Origin of the sequence: Pedobacter nyackensis (genome assembly GCF_900176505.1) — a bacterium.
GTDB lineage: Bacteria > Bacteroidota > Bacteroidia > Sphingobacteriales > Sphingobacteriaceae > Pedobacter > Pedobacter nyackensis.
This window is the reverse complement of sequence record NZ_FWYB01000001.1, coordinates 262243-281317: the sequence shown is the minus strand read 5'-3', so window position 1 is coordinate 281317 and position 19075 is coordinate 262243. Positions and strand designations below refer to the sequence as shown.

Below are 19075 nucleotides of genomic sequence, written 5' to 3'. Positions count from 1 at the left end.
ATTGTGCAATACCTGGCTATTATTAATCCCTAATGATCAGTTCCTCTATTTCTTTTGGAAATTTATGGTGTTTAAGATCCGTGATCTCCTCTGCACTCAATTCAAACCATTCACCACCCAGTCGTTTATGTCGAAAATGCTTGTGAAATGTAAGTTCTATCGTCTCGTAGTTAATAGAACGAATATAACCGACTAGCTCAACACGGTAAGGTAGATCAGTGACGAAACTGCTCAATCTCAGGTCGAGGTTTAATGACCGGCCAATTTTTATACTCCCGTATTTTTTTTCTTGCAGGAAATAGATGTAGCCGATCTGTTTGCTTTCTCCCAGGGCGATTTGTTCCAATTGATCTGGATAAAGCTGGCAATAAAGATTGTAAGCCAGTTTTCTGTTTTTAAAGGTTACGCCATGGGCTGCAACATGCCTCAATAATTCCTGGTTTTCAGGTGACCGGAAAATGTCATCTCCTAAATTTCTGAGTGATAAGGCAGCAAGCGCCCGAAATACTTGTGTGGTTGACGTACTATTTAGCAGATTAAAAAGTTCTTCTGCGGAGAGCGAAAGATAGGCTTCGAGCTCAAATTTTTCGGGCATCTTTAATGGGTATGCGGCTTTCCACGGGCTGTACCTTTCTTCCATTTGAATGTGTTTTACATAAAACGTAAAAGTTGGATGTTTGGTTTTCTTAAAGGACACTTTCATAGTCATAAGGAGAAAAACACCAGTTACCTTAGGGGGCTTTCAGATGTTTTCGATCCAGACTCAATACGTTCAAGATCAAGCTTCTTCCCATTGTCAAAAAGCTTAGGTCTATCCCATTATTATCCCTAGGGGGAAGACCTCTTGTATAGGCTTCGCAAATTTGCTTCTATACTCAATATAAGCCCGCCTATGGAAATAGAACACTATAACACAGGGTCAATCAAACCCGAAACAGCCCAACGAATACTTAAGAAACACGGTCTAGAAGTAACCATTGATGAAGCAAAAAACATCTTGGACTTCTTGTTTTTTTTGACTAACTTATCTGTAGATCAGATAGTTGATCAGGATAAAAATCATTGATTCAAAGCTTAAAAGGCACATTTTCATTATCCGTTTACTTAATTATTTTTTTATGGAAAAAGCAATTTTATACATCCGTGTAAGCACCGATGAGCAAGCAGACAAGGGGTACTCCCAACGTGATCAACACGAACGTCTGCAACGTCATTGTGAGCAAAATTCTATTGTTATTTTAAAAGTGATCTTCGAAGACCATTCGGCCAAAACATTCAGCCGTCCCCAGTGGAGTAGGATGCTTGCAGATGTTCGCAAGACTAAATCCAAACCAGATGCCATTCTCTTTACCAAATGGGATAGGTTTAGCAGGAATGTCAGCGAATCCTATCAGATGATTGGTATACTGGCGAAAATCGGTGTTCAACCCATATCTATCGAACAGCCTTTGGATATGACTATCCCGGAAAGTAAAATGATGCTGGCGATCTATCTTGCTGCTGGTGAGGTAGACAATGACCGCAGGGCATTAAATGTTTTCTATGGTATGCGTAGGGCAAAGAAGGAAGGCCGATTTATGGGGACTGCACCACTCGGTTACCAAAACCTATCAATGCCAGATGGCAGAAAGTACATTGCTCCCTACGAGCCGGAAGCAGGAATTATGAAATGGATATTTATGGAAATTTCAAGGGATGTTTTTGCTCCTGATCAAATCCGGCAAAAAGCGAATAAATTAGGGCTGAAGTGCACAAGAATGACCTTTTGGAGAAATATAAGAAATCCCGTCTACTGTGGAAAACTGATCATAAAAAAGCATAAAGATGAAGAAGCCTATACGGTTGATGCCGCGCATGAGCCTTTGATTTCTGAATCTCTTTTTTATGATGTGCAGGATATTTTGCAGGGAAGAAAGCGCATTCCAGCCGCAAAGATGGTATGTCTGGAGAAATTGCCGCTAAGGAACTTTATTAAATGCAACAAATGCAATAGGATGCTATCCGGCAGCTCTTCAAAAGGTAAGTACCAACATTACTATTATTACCATTGCAGCTCCACTTGTGGGGTACGCTATAATGCAGTTGAAACAAACAAGCTGTTTTCGGATTTATTGCGCACTTGGATGATTACTCCGGCGGGTGTGGAGCTGTTAAAATTGGCAATTTCCTCAGTATACAGAAATCGAACTAAAAGCGATTTTAACGCAAAAGATCTGGTGATGAAAGATTTGACTAAACAGAATGAAAAAATGGTCAGAGCCAGGCGTTTGTTGCTAGATGAAGAGATTGACTCTGCCGACTATAAAGAGATAAAAATGGACTGTGAGGCGAGTATAGCCCGTTTGGAGGCCAAATTACACGAATTATCAGATCAGAAAGTGATCCGGCTTGACATCGATAAATTGGCTGAAAAAATCATTTCCAGCTTTTCGAAGCTTGATAAAATCTTTGAAAATGCCGAGATAATGAAACAAAGACACATATTAAGTTCACTCTTCCCCGAAAAAATCGACTTTGATGGAACCGAACATCGAACTCCTAGAGTCAACATTATCGTCAAAGCTATATGGCTGATTAATAGTAAATTGAGTGCTATAAAAATAGATACAGCGCCTGATCTTCAGACGCTGTATCGTGGGGTGTCCCCGACGAGATTCGAACTCATATCGTTGGTACCGGAAACCAAAATTCTATCCATTGAACTACGGAGACAGGAGCGCAAATATATGGATTCATTTAATTAAAATCCACATCAAATTACTTTACTGTAAAAGGAACAGAAATATCACCCCATACTAAAGCTACTTTCCCCGATTTATTCACAGTAAAGGTCATTTTCTCCGTAAAAGAAGCTGCTTTTACCGGTTTAACTTTAATCTTTAAAGCATCTTCTGCTTCGCTGTACTCAGTACCCGGCTTCTGCCATTTTTTGTTAAAAATAAGCGTCCATTCTTTTTCACCAGGAATAGAATGCAGGCTATACTTACCGGCAGCCAATGCTTTACCATCAACTTTCACGGCTTTGCTTACTTCAAATATAGTAGCCTCATTAGCACCTGTACGCCATACTTTTCCAAATGGAGCAATTTCTTTTCCAATGGTCCTGCCCTTAACAGAAGGCTGGCTATAATCAATCGTTACTACTGTACCCGAATTAAGGGTTTCTTTTACTACGGCCGGTGGACTAGCTCTTTTACTTTTATCCTGTTGTGCCGAAACCGTTGAGGTTGCAAACATCCCTGCAACCAATGCCAATACAAGTATTTTCTTCATAATCTAGTTTTTTTCTTCCAAGATACTAAACCCCTGCAAAAAAATCTACTATCTGAGCCAGAATATTTTACATAATCATATTTTGATCTCAACATTAATTTCGATAAATTCATAACCCGTATGTAGGATGCTCAACTAGTGTTAACATAACCTATCATGTTCAATCAAAATGTATTAATCGTTAAGGAGGACCATCACGACATTTTTGATGATTCGCTCAACATCCAGCTATTAAACATTGGATACCGAAAAGATCAACTTTTTACACGCCTGGCATCCGCATGTAAAAAGAAGCCCGACCCAGGTTATGAAGTAATTCTGTTTGTTACAGAAAATATGGAAGATGCCTCCACCACTATATTGAAAATAAACACCTGTTTTCCTGAGATTCCTATAATTATCGTGACTTCAACAATTTCGGAACAGCAAATACTACCTGCCGGAGCCGATGATTGGCTACTAAAATCCTGGACAGACCCAATACTCTTAAAAAAAACCATTCTACTGTCCATTAACCGAAAAAAAAACACACACAACTATCTCAATATCTTTAGGGAAAATCCAAGCCCTATGTACATTTACGAAAAGGATACTTATCGTTTTATGGAAGTCAATATGGCCGCTTTAAAGCAATATGGTTATGCCAGAACAGAATTTATTCAATTAACAGCTGAAGATATTCGCCCGGAAACTGAGCTTGGAGCATTTTATAAAATCAATAGTGAACTACCGCCCGAGTATTCAAATGCCGGTATCTGGCAGCATAAACGCAAAAATGGAGAACTATTTTATGTGCATGTTTTCACCCACCAGATCATGTTCGGAAACAGAAATTGTAAATTGGTGATGGCTATTGATATCGACAGCAGTGTTAAATCCGAACAAGCAGTAAAGGAAAAAGCCAGAGAAATAGAAAACATCCTGGAAAGTATTACAGATGGCTTTTTCACGGTTAATAAACAGTGGGAGTTTACTTATATCAATAAAGAGTTTGAAAGAATACTAAAACATACCAGAGAAGAATTACTTGGAAAAAATCTATGGGATGCTTTTCCCGAAGTCATCGACCTGGATTTCTATACGCAGTACCATAAAGCTATGAACGAAAATATATCCGTTCATTTCGAAGAATACAACCCTGTTATTTCCCGCTGGCTCTCCGTAAATGCCTACCCTACTGATACCGGGCTTGCCATATACTTTATCGACAATACCGACCAAAAGAGCTATCAGCAAAAAATAGAAAGTCAGAACAGACAGTTTAAAGAAATTGCCTGGGTACAGGCCCACCAGATTCGTGGTCCGGTATCTAACCTACTTGGTCTTGTAGAGCTCTTTAATATCAAACAGCCCAATGACCCTGGTAACCTTGAATTACTTGCCAGAGTGAAGCATACCGCTATACAAATGGACGAATCTATCCAGGAAATCGTATACCTGACCCGTAAACTTGAATCCTGAAAAATAGAATTATGCCTAAAAAGTTCTACTTTTAAGAACTTTATTAATCAAGCTATTTCTGATGAACCGAACAATTGCCCTATTCCTATTCATACTGCTGGCTAAAAGTGCGGCCGCACAAAATGTTTCTACCGCGCTTGTTTTAAAAGACAAAAGCATATCAATGTCCGGAAAACAACTGGATATAAATACAGATGGATTACCCGCAATGATCAAAACCTCGTTTAACCTGGTTACCGAACCCATTCATTTTCACGTTGTAAATGCATCCACTCATAAAGATATAAAGTGGAAAAATGGGGAGTCCGACTTCAAAAGCACAAAAAAAGGACAAGTAAGCTGGACAGTTAAAAATACTTCCGACAGCTTAAACATGGACATTAATGGTGTTATTAAAGCTGATGGCATGTTAACATATACGGTTAAGATCACGGCTTTAAATGATATAAACCTCGAAAACATCCGTCTGCATATCCCCTTTACAACAGAAGCAGCAAAGTCAATTAAAGGACTAGGTATTAAGGAAGGCTTGAGACCAGAAGTGGTAGACTGGAAATGGAATGCAGGCAATGTAAATCAGGATGAAGTTTGGGTTGGTAATGTAAGCGGCGGCCTGCAATATAAACTGACTGACCAGCAGCACAAAAATAGGCCTGTATCATGGTCTAACGAAGGTCAGGGCGGTATTCATATCGAACAAAAAGGGAAAGCCATTCTGGCTGATAACTATAGCGGCGAACACCATATGAAAAAAGGAGACATATTGTATTATAATTTCAATATGCTGATTACCTCAACACCAAACTAGCGCTAACATCTACCTACCATGAAATTCAATCCCATTGCCTTCGCCATTAACATTGCCATCCCTCTTGCTATTGGAGCACTAGGCGCCTTTTTTACAGCCAGTTCTGTAAACACCTGGTATGTTAGTCTGGCAAAACCTTCATTCAATCCACCCAACTCTATTTTCGCACCGGTGTGGACAGCTATATTCATCACTATCGGGATAGCAGCTTATCTGGTATGGCAAAAGAGACATACCATTACGCGTTTTCCCCGCACCATAGCCATTTATTTCATCCAACTGATGCTGAATGTCATGTGGTCCTTTATTTTCTTTTATGCCCATCAAATCGGCGTAGCTGTTTTTGAATCGGTATTCCTGCTGTTTGTAGTCATTGTAAATGCAATCACATTCTACAAAATTGATAAGCGCGCAGGCTTGCTTTTCATACCCTATATTTTATGGGTAAGTTTTGCAACCGTATTAACTTACAGCATTTATACACTGAACTAATTTCTTATCATAAACGATTACATAGAATGAGACAAATTTATTTCCTGTTCCTGCTTTTAACAATCAGTGGTTCGGCCTTTGCACAAAAAGCAGCCATTAATAATTTTGTGGTTAAGGAGAGTCTACTTAAAAATAGCAAACTGGCCATCATAGCTGCCGATTCATTAGATAACCCTCAGGAAAAGATAAATGGCACTTATACGTTTAGTGTAAGCGGCTTTACGCAACCGGTAACTTTTCACGATGGGATAGCTATACTACCCTTACAGCTGGAACGCTCGGCATTTGTTTATATCAAACACCAAAATGATACCGGCACGCATAGCAAACTACTTTATGTGTATAAAAAAGATGGTACATTAAACCCTTATGCCATCAATAGCATGTGGCTCATTATTTTCCCTGCCCTTATTGTGTTTTTTGCCTTTGCATTCAGAAAGTTTATCATTGTTGCAGTGATTATTCTGATTGTTTACATCTACTTCAACCACAGCAACGGACTAAACTTATCTACCTTTTTCGAAACTATATTCGATGGTTTAAAGACGATGTTTTAAAAGGGCATGCCAATACCAAAGTTGTATTGTACAAAGCGATAACTATCTGGCGTATTGGCTGCATCATAAGCATCCCTAAAGGCTTTTCCGCCCCCCAGGAACTTACTGATTACCCACTGATCAGAGCCCCTAAACTGAGGATCTTTAAGCTTTAAACCAACGTCAAACCTGAATACAAAATACTGAACATCGTACCTGAATCCTGTACCTGCCCCAATGGCGATCTGATTACCTAAAGACTTAAGATTGAATCTTGTTTCCGATGAACCATTTTGGACATTCCAAATGTTTCCTGCATCTAAAAAGACTGCACCTTTAAGCTTTGCACCAAAAAATTTATTCAGCAATTTGTACCGGTATTCCAGGTTGGACTCGATATGAAGCTCTCCAATCTGATCGAGACCAAAAAGCGCTCTTCTTGCCACTTCACTTGTAATGGTTTCCCCTCTGTTATAGTTTCCAGGGCCAAGGGTTCTGGCCTGCCAGGCACGTACGCCACTTGATCCACCCGCGTAAAACTTTTTCTCAAAAGGCACTTCCACAGAATTGCCATATGCATAACCAATACCGGCATTTAACCTGGCCACAAATTGCTGTTCTCCACCCAACCCTTTATACCAGCGCACATCAACTTCAGGTCGTACATACTGGTTAAATGGCAAACCAAAGACCTCTGCAAAATCATCATTTTCAGGATAGTGCTTACGCCCTAAAAGACGCGTAAAACCCTGCAGCATATTACCTGCCATATCCATATCACCCCTAAAATATAGGAAATTTCCAGTGGTAAGTAATTTCTCGGCATTCATTGAATAGGTATACTTAATACCGAAAGTCACATTCCTTCTGGTTAACAAGGCCAGATTGTACAGATTATTATTAACGATTTCGTAATTTGGGTTCGTCGGATCCTCAGGATCAAACAACAAGCCACCAACCCTGTATTCGAAATTTATAGGTGTGATGGAGTGAAATTTAGACCTTGTTTCCATAAATTCATAGGCCACAGAAGTAAGGACTACTTTACGCTGGAAAAGATCTTTTTGCAACGCGTAAACATAACTGGCCGAGAATACGGTATGTGGCATTCCTCCTCTACTCGGTCTGGCCCGCATAAAAGGGATCATCAAACGCGGTACCTTAAGATTTGTACTTACAGAAAAATCCCGCTGGTAAATTTCACTGAAAACAGAATTACCTTGCCCCAGTCTCGCCTGCAAACCTCCCTTAATTTGAAATTCAAACCGCTCTGCTCCCCTAAAAAGGTTATTGTTGGTATAAGTATTACTCAACGTAAAACCGACGGTACCAGCATTAAAAGGCACCTCTCCTTCAATCCTGTTGCTCATGATCTTTTGAGGAATCAGTTGAATTACCGGATTTACCACATTCAAACTGTCGGCAGGCCTGTTGTAATCAATTTTAACGTTTTTAAAAACGTTAAGTTCATATAGGCGATCGTATGTTAAATTCTCATTTCTGACATCATACAATTGCCCCTGTTGCAAATAATTATACCTGGTAATCGGATTTCTCCGGAACTTCTTCGAAAGGTCAGTATACCTTAGTCCCCTAAAAATCCGCTCGTTCATTTTATAGGTGGAATCCGGAGGGAAACCATCTGAATTAGGCGCAACCAAAATATTAATTTCTCCTATTTTAAACTGCTCGTGTTTAGGTTTATCGAGGGGGTTATCAATAATCAATGTTACATTGGCCTTGCTTACATTTAGATTAGAATCTACCGAAAACTTAACATAAGGACGAGAGAAATCAAAATACCCATGTTGCCTCAGCAACTGGTGAATCTGATCCCGCTCATAGGCTAAAGAATCGTCATCATACCGCATTCCTTCCTTCAAGTGGGTGAATACGCCTTTATTGGAAAAATATAGTGACTTAACCTGTTCATCCGGAATTTCAAAGGTCACCTTGTTAACCGAAAAAGCCGTTCCGGGATGCGCTTTAAAAAAAACTTCAGCCCTTTTATTCTTAACTTTTATATCCGACTCAACAGTTGCATTGAAATAGCCCTTGCTCTTCAGGTATTTTTCAATCTGATTGCGCGAAATTTCAACTAACGTACTGTCCAGAATCGGAGGAGGCGTACCCAAAGGTCTGATGTTACTTGTTTTATAACGTCCATCTTTAGTATTGAACATATTATAGATTAGCACGTTGATACTGAACTTGGCCGTAGGACGAATATCTTTTTGAATATAATTGTAAACTTCCTCTTCGAACTGTTTATTGACGCTGTCAATGACTACCTTTTTCACGATCGACTGGTTATTCGCAATGTACTTTGTTGATGAACATGCTGTAACAAAAACAATAATAAATAGTAATATTGCACGAAACAAGACATTTTTTTTATAATCGTGGTATGCTTTCAAAATCTCAGATAAGTTTTATAAAATCGTTACATCAAAAAAAGTACCGCAAAGAAAACGGGATATTTATTATTGAAGGTATAAAATCCATTGAAGAATTTATTCAATCCAATTTTCAGGTACACAGCATCTATTACCTGCCCCAATATCATGCGTTACTCCCTGCGCTACCGGCAAATATAAAGTTATTTGAAGTAAACAACGCGGAACTGGACAAGATTAGTACTTTACAAACCCCTCAGGGAATATTGGCTTTGGTAAACATCCCCAAGCCTCCGGTATTTAATACAGAAATTCTAAAAAATACTTTTTCTTTGGTGCTCGACGGTATACAGGATCCAGGAAACATGGGTACCATTATCCGCACAGCGGATTGGTTTGGCTTTAAGCAAATCATCTGCTCAAACAACTGTGTAGAGGTCTACAATCCAAAAACAGTCCAGGCAACAATGGGATCCTTAAGCAGGGTAAATATTTACTACGAAGACCTGCCTTCAGTCTTAAAAAACACTAAAATGCCCATATTTGGTGCTGTTTTAGACGGAAAAAGCATGTATAAAACAGACTGGGGCAAGGAAGGATTGGTGATTTTAGGTAACGAAGGACAAGGAATTACTCCTGAGGTGATGAAATTAATTACAAATCCGGTAACTATTCCACGCACCGGAGGCGCTGAGTCTTTGAACGTTGCGATCTCTGCCGCCATATTATGTGCAGATATCTGCAGAAATTTTCAAAAATAAATTGCATCCTAATTTTAAATCATTACTTTTGCAACCTGAATTTAAAACAGGTCGAGTGGCCGAGTGGCTAGGCAGAGGTCTGCAAAACCTCCTACAGCGGTTCGAATCCGCTCTCGACCTCCAGATTTATTAATAAATAAAAAAGATTGACATGGCAGTTACCAGATTAAAAAGAAAAGACAGAAGAAATAAAACTTTCGCAAAATTAGATGTGAAATTTTTAAAATTAGCTACTAACATCGAATTGGGTAGCAGATCAAGACAATCTAGTAAAGATCAGTTAGCTAAAAACAACGCTGTTTTAGCTCAACTTACTGCTAAAGCATAAGTTCTCTTTAACTAAAAACATTAAAGCATCTCTGCAAAACAGAGGTGCTTTTTTTATGCTCAAAAACTCCACCTTTCAATTCCTGGAAACAGCTTAGTCTTCGTACTGCTCGCTATACTACTACCTTCAAACACTACATTCACAAAAAAAACACTCCTCGTAATCAGGGCATAAGCAATGAAAAAGCATTTTTATTAGTATACATGAAGGACAGATGGTGCTTATTCGAATATTTTTCTTACATTTGCACCATGGTTAAGCAAACGTTTAAGCTTCAAATCATTGAACGCTTGCTGATTAATTTCGATACTATTACATATTGAGGCCATATACACCCAGGAGCGCTTTTAGCACTTCTGGGTGTTCTTTTTTAAGCCCATGCCGAACGGCATTCAGCCATAGACTAAGACTTCACTAATTCTTTACAGATTCTTTTCACGATACCAGGACCTTCATAAATAAAGCCGGTATACAATTGAACTAAAGATGCACCTGCTTCCAGCTTATCTTTAGCATCCTGAGGAGTATGAATTCCACCAACCCCAATGATAGGGAAAGCTTTATTCGATTTATCAGATATGTATTTAATCACTTCTGTTGAGCGTACCGTTAAAGGCTTACCACTTAAACCACCAGCTTCATTAGTCACCTTTTCCGGACTATACAGACCGTTTTTGTCTATCGTCGTATTCGTTGCTATAACACCCGCTATTTTGGTCTCCAATACAATCTCTACAATATCATCCAGCTGCTCATTGGTTAAGTCAGGAGCAATTTTTAATAGTATAGGTCTGGATACTCCGTTTTTACTATTACGTTGTTGCAACGTATTTAAAAGATTCATCAATGGCTCCTTTTCCTGCAACTCCCTTAATCCGGGCGTATTTGGCGAACTTACATTCACTACAAAGTAATCAACCACATCAAACAAGCGATCAAAACACTTGATATAATCACTTACGGCATCTTCATTCGGGGTATTTTTATTTTTACCGATGTTACCACCCACAACAATATCGCTATGCTTACTCTTTAATAGTCTCAGTCTTTCTGCAAGCGTATCCACACCTTTGTTGTTAAAGCCCATTCGGTTAATCAGCGCGCTGTCTTCTTCCAAACGGAACATCCTTGGCTTATCATTACCAGTTTGTGGCAATGGCGTTACCGTGCCGACTTCAATAAAACCGAAGCCTAGATTACTTAGCGCCTCGATGTACTCGCCATTCTTATCAAAACCAGCTGCAAGTCCTACCGGGTTTTTAAATTTAATTCCAAAGACCTCACGTTCCAGACCTTTAATGTTCACATCAAAGCTGCTGCGCAGAATTGTTTTGCCCAATGGAAAATGATCGTTAAACCATTTTAAGCGTTGAACTACAAAATAATGCACTTTTTCAGGGTCGAACTTGAAAAATATAGGTTTAATTAGCTGATACATGGCGCGAAGATAAGGAACGTTGAGGAAAATTAGCTGCAAAAGTGTATTTTTGCACCCAAATGATTTCTATAAACGACTTAACATTCCTGCTGGGCTCTAGGGCATTATACGATGAAGCAGACTGGCACATTAAACCAGGAGAGAGAATTGGGCTTATTGGTGCCAATGGAACGGGAAAATCTACCTTACTAAAAATAATTGTTGGAGAATACGCACCTTCTTCGGGTTCGATTTCTATGTCGAAAGACTTGAAAATTGGCTACCTGAACCAGGATTTACTTTCATACGATTCACATCATACCATTTTGCACGTAGCAATGGAGGCTTTTGAGCGCCAGAACCAACTGCACGATGAAATTGAAGAATTATTAAAAAAGATTGAAACAGATTATTCAGAAGAAGTATTAAATAAACTGAGCGATAAGCAACAGGAATTTGAAGCTTTAGACGGATATAACATCGAATACCGCGCTAATGAAATTCTGGCTGGTTTGGGTTTTAGTACTCAAGACCAACACAGACCGCTTAATACCTTTTCGGGAGGTTGGCGGATGAGGGTAATGCTTGCAAAAATCCTTTTACAAACCCCGGATATCCTATTACTGGATGAGCCGACCAACCACATGGATTTACCTTCCATCAAATGGCTGGAAACTTACTTACTTGGGTTTGAAGGCGCTATTGTGATTGTTTCTCACGATAGATACTTCTTAGACAAAGTTGTCAACAAGATTGTTGAATCCCGCAAAGGAAAACTTACTCCATACGCTGGTAACTACACTTTCTATTTAGAGGAAAAAGCACTAAGAGGTGAAATCCAAAAAGGAGAGTTTAAAAACCAACAGGCTAAGATCAAGCAGGAAGAAAAATTAATTGAACGTTTCAGAGCCAAAGCATCAAAAGCTAAAATGGCACAATCAAGGATAAAAGCCCTGGATAAACTGGAACGTGTAGAAGATGTAGACGATGATAACCCAACGGTTAACTTCCAGTTTAAATTCTCAAAGCCTTCAGGTCGTCATGTAATCCGTATTGAAGACGCTTATAAAAGCTATCCTAATATAGAAATTCTTAGAAAAGCGGATGGTTTAATTGAAAAGGGAGATAAAATTGCCCTGATTGGTGCCAACGGTAAAGGTAAATCTACCTTATTGCGTATGATTGCCGGTGCCGAAGGATTTGAAGGAACATGCGAAACAGGTCACAATGTAACCACCACCTTCTTTGCACAGCATCAACTGGAATCATTACACCTTGAAAATACCATTTTAGAAGAGCTACAGGCTTTTGCACCTAAGCATACCGATACCGAGCTTCGTGGTATTTTGGGCTGTTTCCTTTTCACGGGAGATGATGTTTTCAAAAAGATCAAGGTACTTTCAGGAGGAGAAAAGTCGAGGGTTGCCCTGGCTAAATCATTAACTACTGATTCGAACTTCCTGATTCTGGATGAGCCTACCAACCACCTTGACATACAATCTGTAAACATCCTAATCCAGGCTTTACAGCAGTATGAAGGTACTTTCATTGCAGTATCCCACGATAGGTATTTCCTTGATAATGTAGCCAATAAGATCTGGTTCATCGAAGATAAAGACATTAAGGAATATCCAGGTACATACGCAGAGTATGAAGAATGGAATGCTAAAAGACCGCAACCGGTTCCTACAAGTATCCCGGTAAAACAGGAGAAAGAAGTAAAACCTAAGGTTGAGGTAAAAACTACTCCGAATGCACAGCAACAGCTTAAAAAACTGAATGATCAGTTGCAGAAAATGGAGCAGGAAATTGCCGCTTTTGAGCAAAGCGTAAAAACCATTGAAGCAAAAATTGCTGATGAGGGGGTTTATTCGAACGCAGGCAAATTAGCAGAAGCCAATAAGGAATATTCATCAGCTAAATTCTTGCTGGATACAGCACAAAAAAACTGGGAAGATTTGGCTTCGCAGATTATGGAACTGGAAACGAAATGATAAAACGGATAGGATTGTTCTTTTTGCTCCTATTGAGCATTCAAATTGCCGGGGCACAAAACCAGCAGTTTGTTTACGACAATAAAGTATACTTGCCGCAGATTAAAACTGTGCAATGTTACAACGCTAAAAAAGAACAATCCATCCCTGTTATCACACTAAAATCGAACGAGCAGCTGGTATTTTCGTTTGATGACCTGAATGGTGGCAGCAAAATTTACTGGTATACCGTAGAGCATTGCACCTCGGACTGGAAATCATCACGAATCTCTACCATCGATTACCTTGATGGCATATCCGAAGACCGCATCAATAATTATAAATATTCGTTCAATACCCTTCAAAAATATACAAATTACCAGCTTACCCTGCCCAATGATCAGATTAAGCCTAAAATTTCGGGGAACTATCTCCTGAAGGTTTATGAGGACGGTAATCAGCAAAAGCCTGTCATTTCGCAACGTTTTTATATTGTAGAAAACATGGTGGATATCGGCATCGAAGCTATCGCCAGCTCGCAGGTACCATTGCGATTTAGCAACCAAAAGATCAATTTCACGATCTTCCACAAAACGCCAATACAGAATTCGCATTCCGACCTGAAGGCTATAGTGATGCAAAATGGCAATCCGCAAACAGCTATTGTAAACACCAAACCTTCTTTCATCAAACCGGGTTCATTGGTATACAGCGAAATTACTGCAAACGATTTCCCAGGAGGCAATCAGTTTAGGAAATTTGACATCCGCAATTTCCGATACAAAGGAGAGAATGTGCAGGAGATTAGTAGAAACCTGGGCAACGAAGTCGTCTTGTTTCAAGATGTAAATGGAAATAAGCCGAAGTACACCAATCTGGTAGATGAGAATGGCAACTTCTTTATCCGCAATGCCGATGGAAGAGATAACAATACAGATAGCGATTATGCCCGTATATTTTTCACCTTAAACGCTACCCCTCCTACTTCCAATGGGGATGTCTATGTGGTAGGTCGTTTTAACAATTATATACTGGATGAAAGCAGTAAAATGACTTATGACGCTTCAAAGCGTCGCTTTTACGGCAATATCTTATTGAAACAGGGCTTGTACGACTACAAATATGTTTGGCTGAATAAGGAAACCGGTAAAACTGACCAGGCAATTTTTGAAGGTTCATTCTTTGAAACTGCAAATACCTACCAGGTTTATGCATACTACAGAAAACCGGGTGCGAGATGGGAAGAACTGATTGGCTATAGCAACATCAGTACTTTAAGAAAGTAGTCCCCCATTCATCCGTTCTGCTGATGTATGTTCATTTTTATTTACTTTTGCAGAAGTTATGAGTATAAAAATAAAAAGCCCGAAAGACTCTTTCACCATTATGAATGAGTTGGTATTGCCAAACGATACCAATACCCTTAACAATTTAATGGGAGGCCGATTGCTTCACTGGATGGACATTGCAGCTGCAATTTCTGCTCAAAAACACTGCAACAGGATCGTTGTTACTGCATCAGTTGATAATGTATCGTTTAAACAACCGATTAAACTAGGGGACGTAATTACTATTGAAGCCAAGGTAACCCGCGCTTTCAATACTTCTGTCGAAGTAAGACTAGATGTATGGGCAGAGAATATTCCATCAGGTACCAGAGCGAAATCAAATGAAGCTTATTATACTTTTGTAGCAGTAGATCAAACCGGAAGAACGATCCCTGTTCCGGAACTATTCCCTGAAACGGATGAAGAAAAAGAACTATTTGCAGGGGCTTTAAGAAGAAGACAATTGCGTTTAATATTGGGTGGAAAAATGAAGGCTCATGACGCTTTAGAGCTGAAAGCGCTGTTTTTTCCAGAATAATTCTTACTTTAAGGGACGTTTTAACAAGTAAAAACTTGAAAAAACAAGTATTAATTTAGGATCCCTAATCAACAAGAAAACATGACAACATACACAACACTTATCATTTTAAGCGGCCTTGTCATATTTTCTTACCTGTTCGATTTGGTGGCTAGTAAAACCAAATTGCCCTCAGTTTTATTATTACTGATCTTAGGAATTGGCCTTCGTATTCTGGTGGATAACCTTCACCTGCATACTTTTAATTTTTTAACGATCTTACCCACTTTAGGGACAGTAGGATTAATTCTTATTGTCTTCGAGGGGTCATTGGAGCTCAAATATGAGCGTGAAAAGAACAAGCTGATAAAAGGGGCCTTTTTATCGGCTTTTTTTATTCTGATAGCTACAGTATCGGTAATCACCTATATCATTTACCAGATTTCAGGAAGAGACCTCTACATCTGCTTTGCCAATGCCATTCCTTTTAGTGTTGTCAGTTCGGCCATAGCTATACCCTCGGCCGCAGCGCTTAGTAAAAAGGGGAAGGAATATATCATTTATGAATCCTCCTTTTCGGATATCCTAGGGATCATCTTATTCAACTTTGCCATTTCCAACCCTAATATTTCAGTATCCTCTTTTACGGGTTTAGCGGGAAGTACCGTGCTTATTGTTATTGTATCGGCCATATCTTGTATTCTGCTACTTTATATCATGGGTAAGATCTCCCATCATATCAAGTTCTTTCTAATCCTGTCTATACTCATTATGGTATATGCAATTGGTCAATCTTATCACCTTTCTTCGCTGGTACTCATCCTTTCTTTTGGATTGTTCCTGAATAATGCAGATACCATTAAACATGCCTGGTTCAGAAGTAAATTTATCTACAAAAACTTATCGAACGATCTGACCCAACTATACCAACTATCAGCAGAAAGTGCTTTCATTATCCGCACGTTTTTCTTTGTCATCTTCGGCTTTACGATGAATATTTATGAGCTGAATGATCAGGTAGTGATTGTAAATGGGTTAATTATGCTGGCCTCGATATTTGTGCTTAGGTTTGCTTACCTCAGGTTTTTCAGGAAGGAAAACAGTGGCGCGGAGAGCTTTATTGCACCAAGAGGTTTGATTAGTATTTTGCTTTATTTTAATTTACCTCCGGCACTTAAAATACCGGAGGTAGGGACTTCGTTTTTATTCGTAGTAGTATTAGGCTCAAGTCTAATTATGAGTATTGGCCTGCTACTGACTAAAAAATATATAAGAGCCGAGCCTTACTCCTCAAAAATATGATAATAGGCCATTCCATTCGGGCTAGGGCGCTATGACATAGGGCTCAGGGTAAAATACTATCCTTGGATGCCCTAAAACCCTATTCGTTGGAATATAAGCTACAATATGTTTTGCGCCATAATTAGGTTCTCCCAGGAAGTAGTAGCTTGTTAACTGATTAGCGGGTTTGTTCCAACTTATTCCATCATTGCTTTTTTCACACCAGGAATTGCCATTGTAATCAATATATAAACTAATCAGTATATTGTGGTTTTCAGTATCTCTCAGATCTTTGTATACACCTTGCGAAAATGACTCATATCTACCTGCATCACCATTCGTAGTTATACCTGCTATAATATCCGTTGCACTCCCCGGAACAGAACTGGTTGCCCAACCTAAGATCCCTTGCCCGACATTTACATCTATAATGAGCCTGGCTGCATAACCGGCAGGAACTACAATTCCGGTACTTGCCAATACAGCATTGCCGGTGGCAGAATATACGCCATTGGTATTAACTAAGGTTCCGCCTGTTATTTTTGTCAGGGTCAAAGCAGTTGCCAAACCGTTCTCTGATGTCTCACTTTCTGTTGCAAAGGTGTGTGCGATGGTCCATTCGCTAACTTGATCTCTCCAATCCCTTGCTCTCCATTTATAAGTATAGGCCGTCCATGCACTAAGTCCACTATCAGCAGATGGATCAGGTTTACCATCTCTGCAATACCCGCCCCGGGTTGTTATGAGCTGGCCATTTCTCTCGAAATCATAGTTTTTAATACCTATAGGACTTAAGGATGCGTTGCAGTCTATTTGGAAAGTGGCTGCATCAGAGCCACTCGATGGATTTAATAATTGAGGTTCTAAGCCCGGAATCGTGGGGTTAACCAGCGTAGCCGGCAATATCATATCACTGCATTGTACAGCTCCGATATTTCCTATCTTTGCATTACCGTATCTGTCATGTGTAAATACTAAAGTAGCAGTGTTGCTTGTTGCTTTTCCTTTACCACTATTACCGACTCGGGGGGCAAGGTTAGCAGGATTAACTTTAGCATCAGCAAGTGTATAATAAACTCTGTTGTTCCACTCCTGCATCTCGCCGGTTTGCGTTTCCGTTCCGCCCGGAGCACCAGAATTATACGTCATAAAAACATTATTAGAACCTGAATTAATCGGGTCGATCAAAATGTTATTAAACAACCTGGCTGTTCCTCCCCACAGACCATAATTGTCATACAATGTTCCGGTATAGACAGTAGGATTGTTTTGGTTCATGTTACCACACGTATTATTGAAAATATCAATATTACAGTAAGTTGTAAACCCCGATTCCATAAAGTATTGAAAGCTCTGGCCTTCAAAGGCACCATATTTTCTGCTGGTAAAAATCTGATTGCCATAAAACTTACATGTTCTGGGTCCGCTTCCAAGATGACCATCTGCAATTGAGAATGGCCACATCCTGATTAAGTTGCCCTGAAAGTTGGTGAGTCTGCAATTGTTGATATCAGCATGCCCATTAGCAATGATAACACCATTATGGTTATTGTTAAGGCAATTGATATGGTTAAATGTACAATCTTTGAATAGAACATCCTGACATGCACTGATGTAAAAAGACGAACCGGAACTGCTATTCACTATTTCCCATCCAATAAATTGAAAGTCTACAATAAGGCCACGTAATTTAGGCTCTTCATTAATATTTAAGCCACCTGAGCTCAAAAAAGCAGACGAATTATCAGATTTACAGTTAATAAATCTACAACCCTTTAGATAAGAATCCTCGGTACCATTATAAACCAACTCATCTAATTGCTCGGCAGACCAGGCATAATCGTAAATATTCCTTGTTTCTATACCCTTAAAAGTGACATAATTAATATTATCGTAATAGATACCTCTATAATTATTACCATCTACGAGTAATGCATGTTTAATTCCGGGAACTCGACTTCCATCTATGACCACATTGCGCAAATTCCTGAAACTAAAATGCGATTCATCGACTAGTCTTACCAAACCATCGGTAATAACTGTGACAGGATCTTCACCATCCGTTATCAGTATATCAGTAATTCCAATATTATGATAATCCCCGCCTGCAATAACCACTGTATCTCCGGGGAGTAACCCTAAATCAGTAGTAGTTATTGATAATGTTCCACCTGAACCACCAACATTAATGACTCTACCTGTTGGTGCCGGCTTAGCTGAAACTGTAATACTCTTGACAACCGAGGGCTGTCCTACCTGGGAAGCTGTTATTGTTGCTGTTCCTACACCGCAATACTCTACTTGCCAGAAACTATTCTTCAACTGTACATCAAGTACAGTTGGATTTGAGCTTGTAAATATAATAGGATTAACCTGATCTGGTGATGTTGCATACAAGTAACACACCTTCTCCCACAACAAAGAGGAAGAAGGTGTGTTAAATGTTAATGTTTGAGGTAGTCTTTCTACCTCATTGTATGTTAAATATGCTGTTGTCATGTTTA

General features: G+C 39.3%; 15 protein-coding genes, 2 tRNA genes and 1 pseudogene. 12 read left to right on the top strand and 6 right to left on the bottom strand.

Annotated features, from left to right (window positions below; all coding sequences use genetic code 11):
- Positions 1-22: 22 nt before the first annotated feature.
- Positions 23-640: a GIY-YIG nuclease family protein gene (locus B9A18_RS01240; protein ID WP_159452566.1), complete on the bottom strand. Its 618-nt coding sequence runs from the start codon at positions 638-640 to the stop codon at positions 23-25.
- 478 nt (positions 641-1118) lie between these two features.
- On the opposite strand from B9A18_RS01240, the pseudogene B9A18_RS25345 reads away from it, so the two are divergent.
- Positions 1119-1901: pseudogene (locus B9A18_RS25345) on the top strand (recombinase family protein); the annotation flags it as partial.
- Positions 1902-2640: 739 nt separating this feature from the next.
- Here the strand turns inward: B9A18_RS25345 and B9A18_RS01230 are convergent.
- Positions 2641-2712, bottom strand: a tRNA-Arg gene (locus tag B9A18_RS01230).
- A gap of 45 nt (positions 2713-2757) precedes the next feature.
- On the bottom strand, positions 2758-3273 hold the full coding sequence (locus B9A18_RS01225; protein ID WP_084286846.1) for a DUF2911 domain-containing protein: 516 nt from the start codon (positions 3271-3273) through the stop codon (positions 2758-2760).
- Between the two features lie 156 nt (positions 3274-3429).
- Here B9A18_RS01225 and B9A18_RS01220 point away from each other — a divergent pair, with 156 nt between their 5' ends.
- From B9A18_RS01220 to B9A18_RS01205, 4 genes are all read left to right on the top strand, one after another.
- A complete protein-coding gene (locus B9A18_RS01220; RefSeq protein ID WP_084286845.1) occupies positions 3430-4734 on the top strand; it encodes a response regulator in 1305 nt (434 codons plus the stop codon).
- A 61-nt stretch (positions 4735-4795) separates the two neighbouring features.
- On the top strand, positions 4796-5542 hold the full coding sequence (locus B9A18_RS01215) for a glycoside hydrolase domain-containing protein (RefSeq protein WP_084286844.1): 747 nt from the start codon (positions 4796-4798) through the stop codon (positions 5540-5542).
- A gap of 18 nt (positions 5543-5560) precedes the next feature.
- Entirely contained in the window at positions 5561-6034 is a 474-nt protein-coding gene (locus B9A18_RS01210) for a TspO/MBR family protein (RefSeq protein ID WP_084286843.1), read from the top strand.
- Between the two features lie 26 nt (positions 6035-6060).
- Positions 6061-6591 (top strand): hypothetical protein, encoded by a 531-nt coding sequence (locus tag B9A18_RS01205; RefSeq protein ID WP_084286842.1) that lies wholly within the window; start codon positions 6061-6063, stop codon positions 6589-6591.
- On the opposite strand, the gene tamL is transcribed toward B9A18_RS01205, so the two are convergent.
- Positions 6588-8954 (bottom strand): translocation and assembly module lipoprotein TamL, encoded by a 2367-nt coding sequence (gene tamL, locus B9A18_RS01200; RefSeq protein ID WP_449415907.1) that lies wholly within the window; start codon positions 8952-8954, stop codon positions 6588-6590. The two genes, B9A18_RS01205 and tamL, sit on opposite strands and share 4 nt — an antisense overlap.
- Positions 8955-8977: 23 nt before the next feature.
- Here tamL and B9A18_RS01195 point away from each other — a divergent pair, with 23 nt between their 5' ends.
- The 3 genes from B9A18_RS01195 (at position 8978) to B9A18_RS01185 (ending at position 10055) form a co-directional block, all read left to right on the top strand.
- Complete coding sequence (locus tag B9A18_RS01195; protein WP_084286840.1) at positions 8978-9727, top strand: TrmH family RNA methyltransferase; 750 nt, start codon at positions 8978-8980, stop codon at positions 9725-9727.
- Positions 9728-9776: 49 nt separating this feature from the next.
- A tRNA-Cys gene (locus B9A18_RS01190) sits at positions 9777-9850 on the top strand.
- Positions 9851-9878: 28 nt separating this feature from the next.
- The gene (locus B9A18_RS01185) at positions 9879-10055 is read left to right on the top strand and encodes a spore protein (protein ID WP_084286839.1); all 177 of its coding nucleotides are present in this window, start codon (positions 9879-9881) and stop codon (positions 10053-10055) included.
- 403 nt (positions 10056-10458) lie between these two features.
- Here B9A18_RS01185 and B9A18_RS01180 read toward each other — a convergent pair whose 3' ends face one another.
- Positions 10459-11493: a quinone-dependent dihydroorotate dehydrogenase gene (locus B9A18_RS01180; protein ID WP_084286838.1), complete on the bottom strand. Its 1035-nt coding sequence runs from the start codon at positions 11491-11493 to the stop codon at positions 10459-10461.
- A 59-nt stretch (positions 11494-11552) separates the two neighbouring features.
- Here B9A18_RS01180 and B9A18_RS01175 point away from each other — a divergent pair, with 59 nt between their 5' ends.
- The 4 genes from B9A18_RS01175 to B9A18_RS01160 all read left to right on the top strand — a co-directional run bounded on the left by B9A18_RS01175 (position 11553) and on the right by B9A18_RS01160 (position 16592).
- Entirely contained in the window at positions 11553-13466 is a 1914-nt protein-coding gene (locus tag B9A18_RS01175; RefSeq protein ID WP_084286837.1) for an ABC-F family ATP-binding cassette domain-containing protein, read from the top strand.
- Entirely contained in the window at positions 13463-14731 is a 1269-nt protein-coding gene (locus B9A18_RS01170; RefSeq protein ID WP_084286836.1) for a type IX secretion system plug protein, read from the top strand. The genes B9A18_RS01175 and B9A18_RS01170 overlap by 4 nt, the downstream gene beginning before the upstream one ends.
- A gap of 58 nt (positions 14732-14789) precedes the next feature.
- Complete coding sequence (locus tag B9A18_RS01165) at positions 14790-15311, top strand: acyl-CoA thioesterase (RefSeq protein ID WP_084286835.1); 522 nt, start codon at positions 14790-14792, stop codon at positions 15309-15311.
- An 81-nt stretch (positions 15312-15392) separates the two neighbouring features.
- Positions 15393-16592, top strand: a complete 1200-nt coding sequence (locus B9A18_RS01160; RefSeq protein ID WP_084286834.1) for a cation:proton antiporter — start codon at positions 15393-15395, stop codon at positions 16590-16592.
- A gap of 21 nt (positions 16593-16613) precedes the next feature.
- Here B9A18_RS01160 and B9A18_RS01155 read toward each other — a convergent pair whose 3' ends face one another.
- A complete protein-coding gene (locus B9A18_RS01155; RefSeq protein WP_084286833.1) occupies positions 16614-19070 on the bottom strand; it encodes a hypothetical protein in 2457 nt (818 codons plus the stop codon).
- Positions 19071-19075 lie beyond the last annotated feature (5 nt).

Bases quoted from the DNA above. Each gene is read 5' to 3' on its own strand.
- B9A18_RS01170 (WP_084286836.1), top strand. From the start codon at position 13,463: ATGATAAAACGGATAGGATTGTTCTTTTTGCTCCTATTGAGCATTCAA.
- B9A18_RS01215 (WP_084286844.1), top strand. From the start codon at position 4,796: ATGAACCGAACAATTGCCCTATTCCTATTCATACTGCTGGCTAAAAGT.
- B9A18_RS01240 (WP_159452566.1), bottom strand. From the start codon at position 640: ATGGAAGAAAGGTACAGCCCGTGGAAAGCCGCATACCCATTAAAGATG.
- B9A18_RS01185 (WP_084286839.1), top strand. From the start codon at position 9,879: ATGGCAGTTACCAGATTAAAAAGAAAAGACAGAAGAAATAAAACTTTC.
- B9A18_RS01205 (WP_084286842.1), top strand. From the start codon at position 6,061: ATGAGACAAATTTATTTCCTGTTCCTGCTTTTAACAATCAGTGGTTCG.
- B9A18_RS01165 (WP_084286835.1), top strand. From the start codon at position 14,790: ATGAGTATAAAAATAAAAAGCCCGAAAGACTCTTTCACCATTATGAAT.
- B9A18_RS01160 (WP_084286834.1), top strand. From the start codon at position 15,393: ATGACAACATACACAACACTTATCATTTTAAGCGGCCTTGTCATATTT.
- B9A18_RS01210 (WP_084286843.1), top strand. From the start codon at position 5,561: ATGAAATTCAATCCCATTGCCTTCGCCATTAACATTGCCATCCCTCTT.
- B9A18_RS01220 (WP_084286845.1), top strand. From the start codon at position 3,430: ATGTTCAATCAAAATGTATTAATCGTTAAGGAGGACCATCACGACATT.
- B9A18_RS01195 (WP_084286840.1), top strand. From the start codon at position 8,978: ATGCTTTCAAAATCTCAGATAAGTTTTATAAAATCGTTACATCAAAAA.
- B9A18_RS01180 (WP_084286838.1), bottom strand. From the start codon at position 11,493: ATGTATCAGCTAATTAAACCTATATTTTTCAAGTTCGACCCTGAAAAA.
- B9A18_RS01225 (WP_084286846.1), bottom strand. From the start codon at position 3,273: ATGAAGAAAATACTTGTATTGGCATTGGTTGCAGGGATGTTTGCAACC.
- B9A18_RS01175 (WP_084286837.1), top strand. From the start codon at position 11,553: ATGATTTCTATAAACGACTTAACATTCCTGCTGGGCTCTAGGGCATTA.
- B9A18_RS01155 (WP_084286833.1), bottom strand. From the start codon at position 19,070: ATGACAACAGCATATTTAACATACAATGAGGTAGAAAGACTACCTCAA.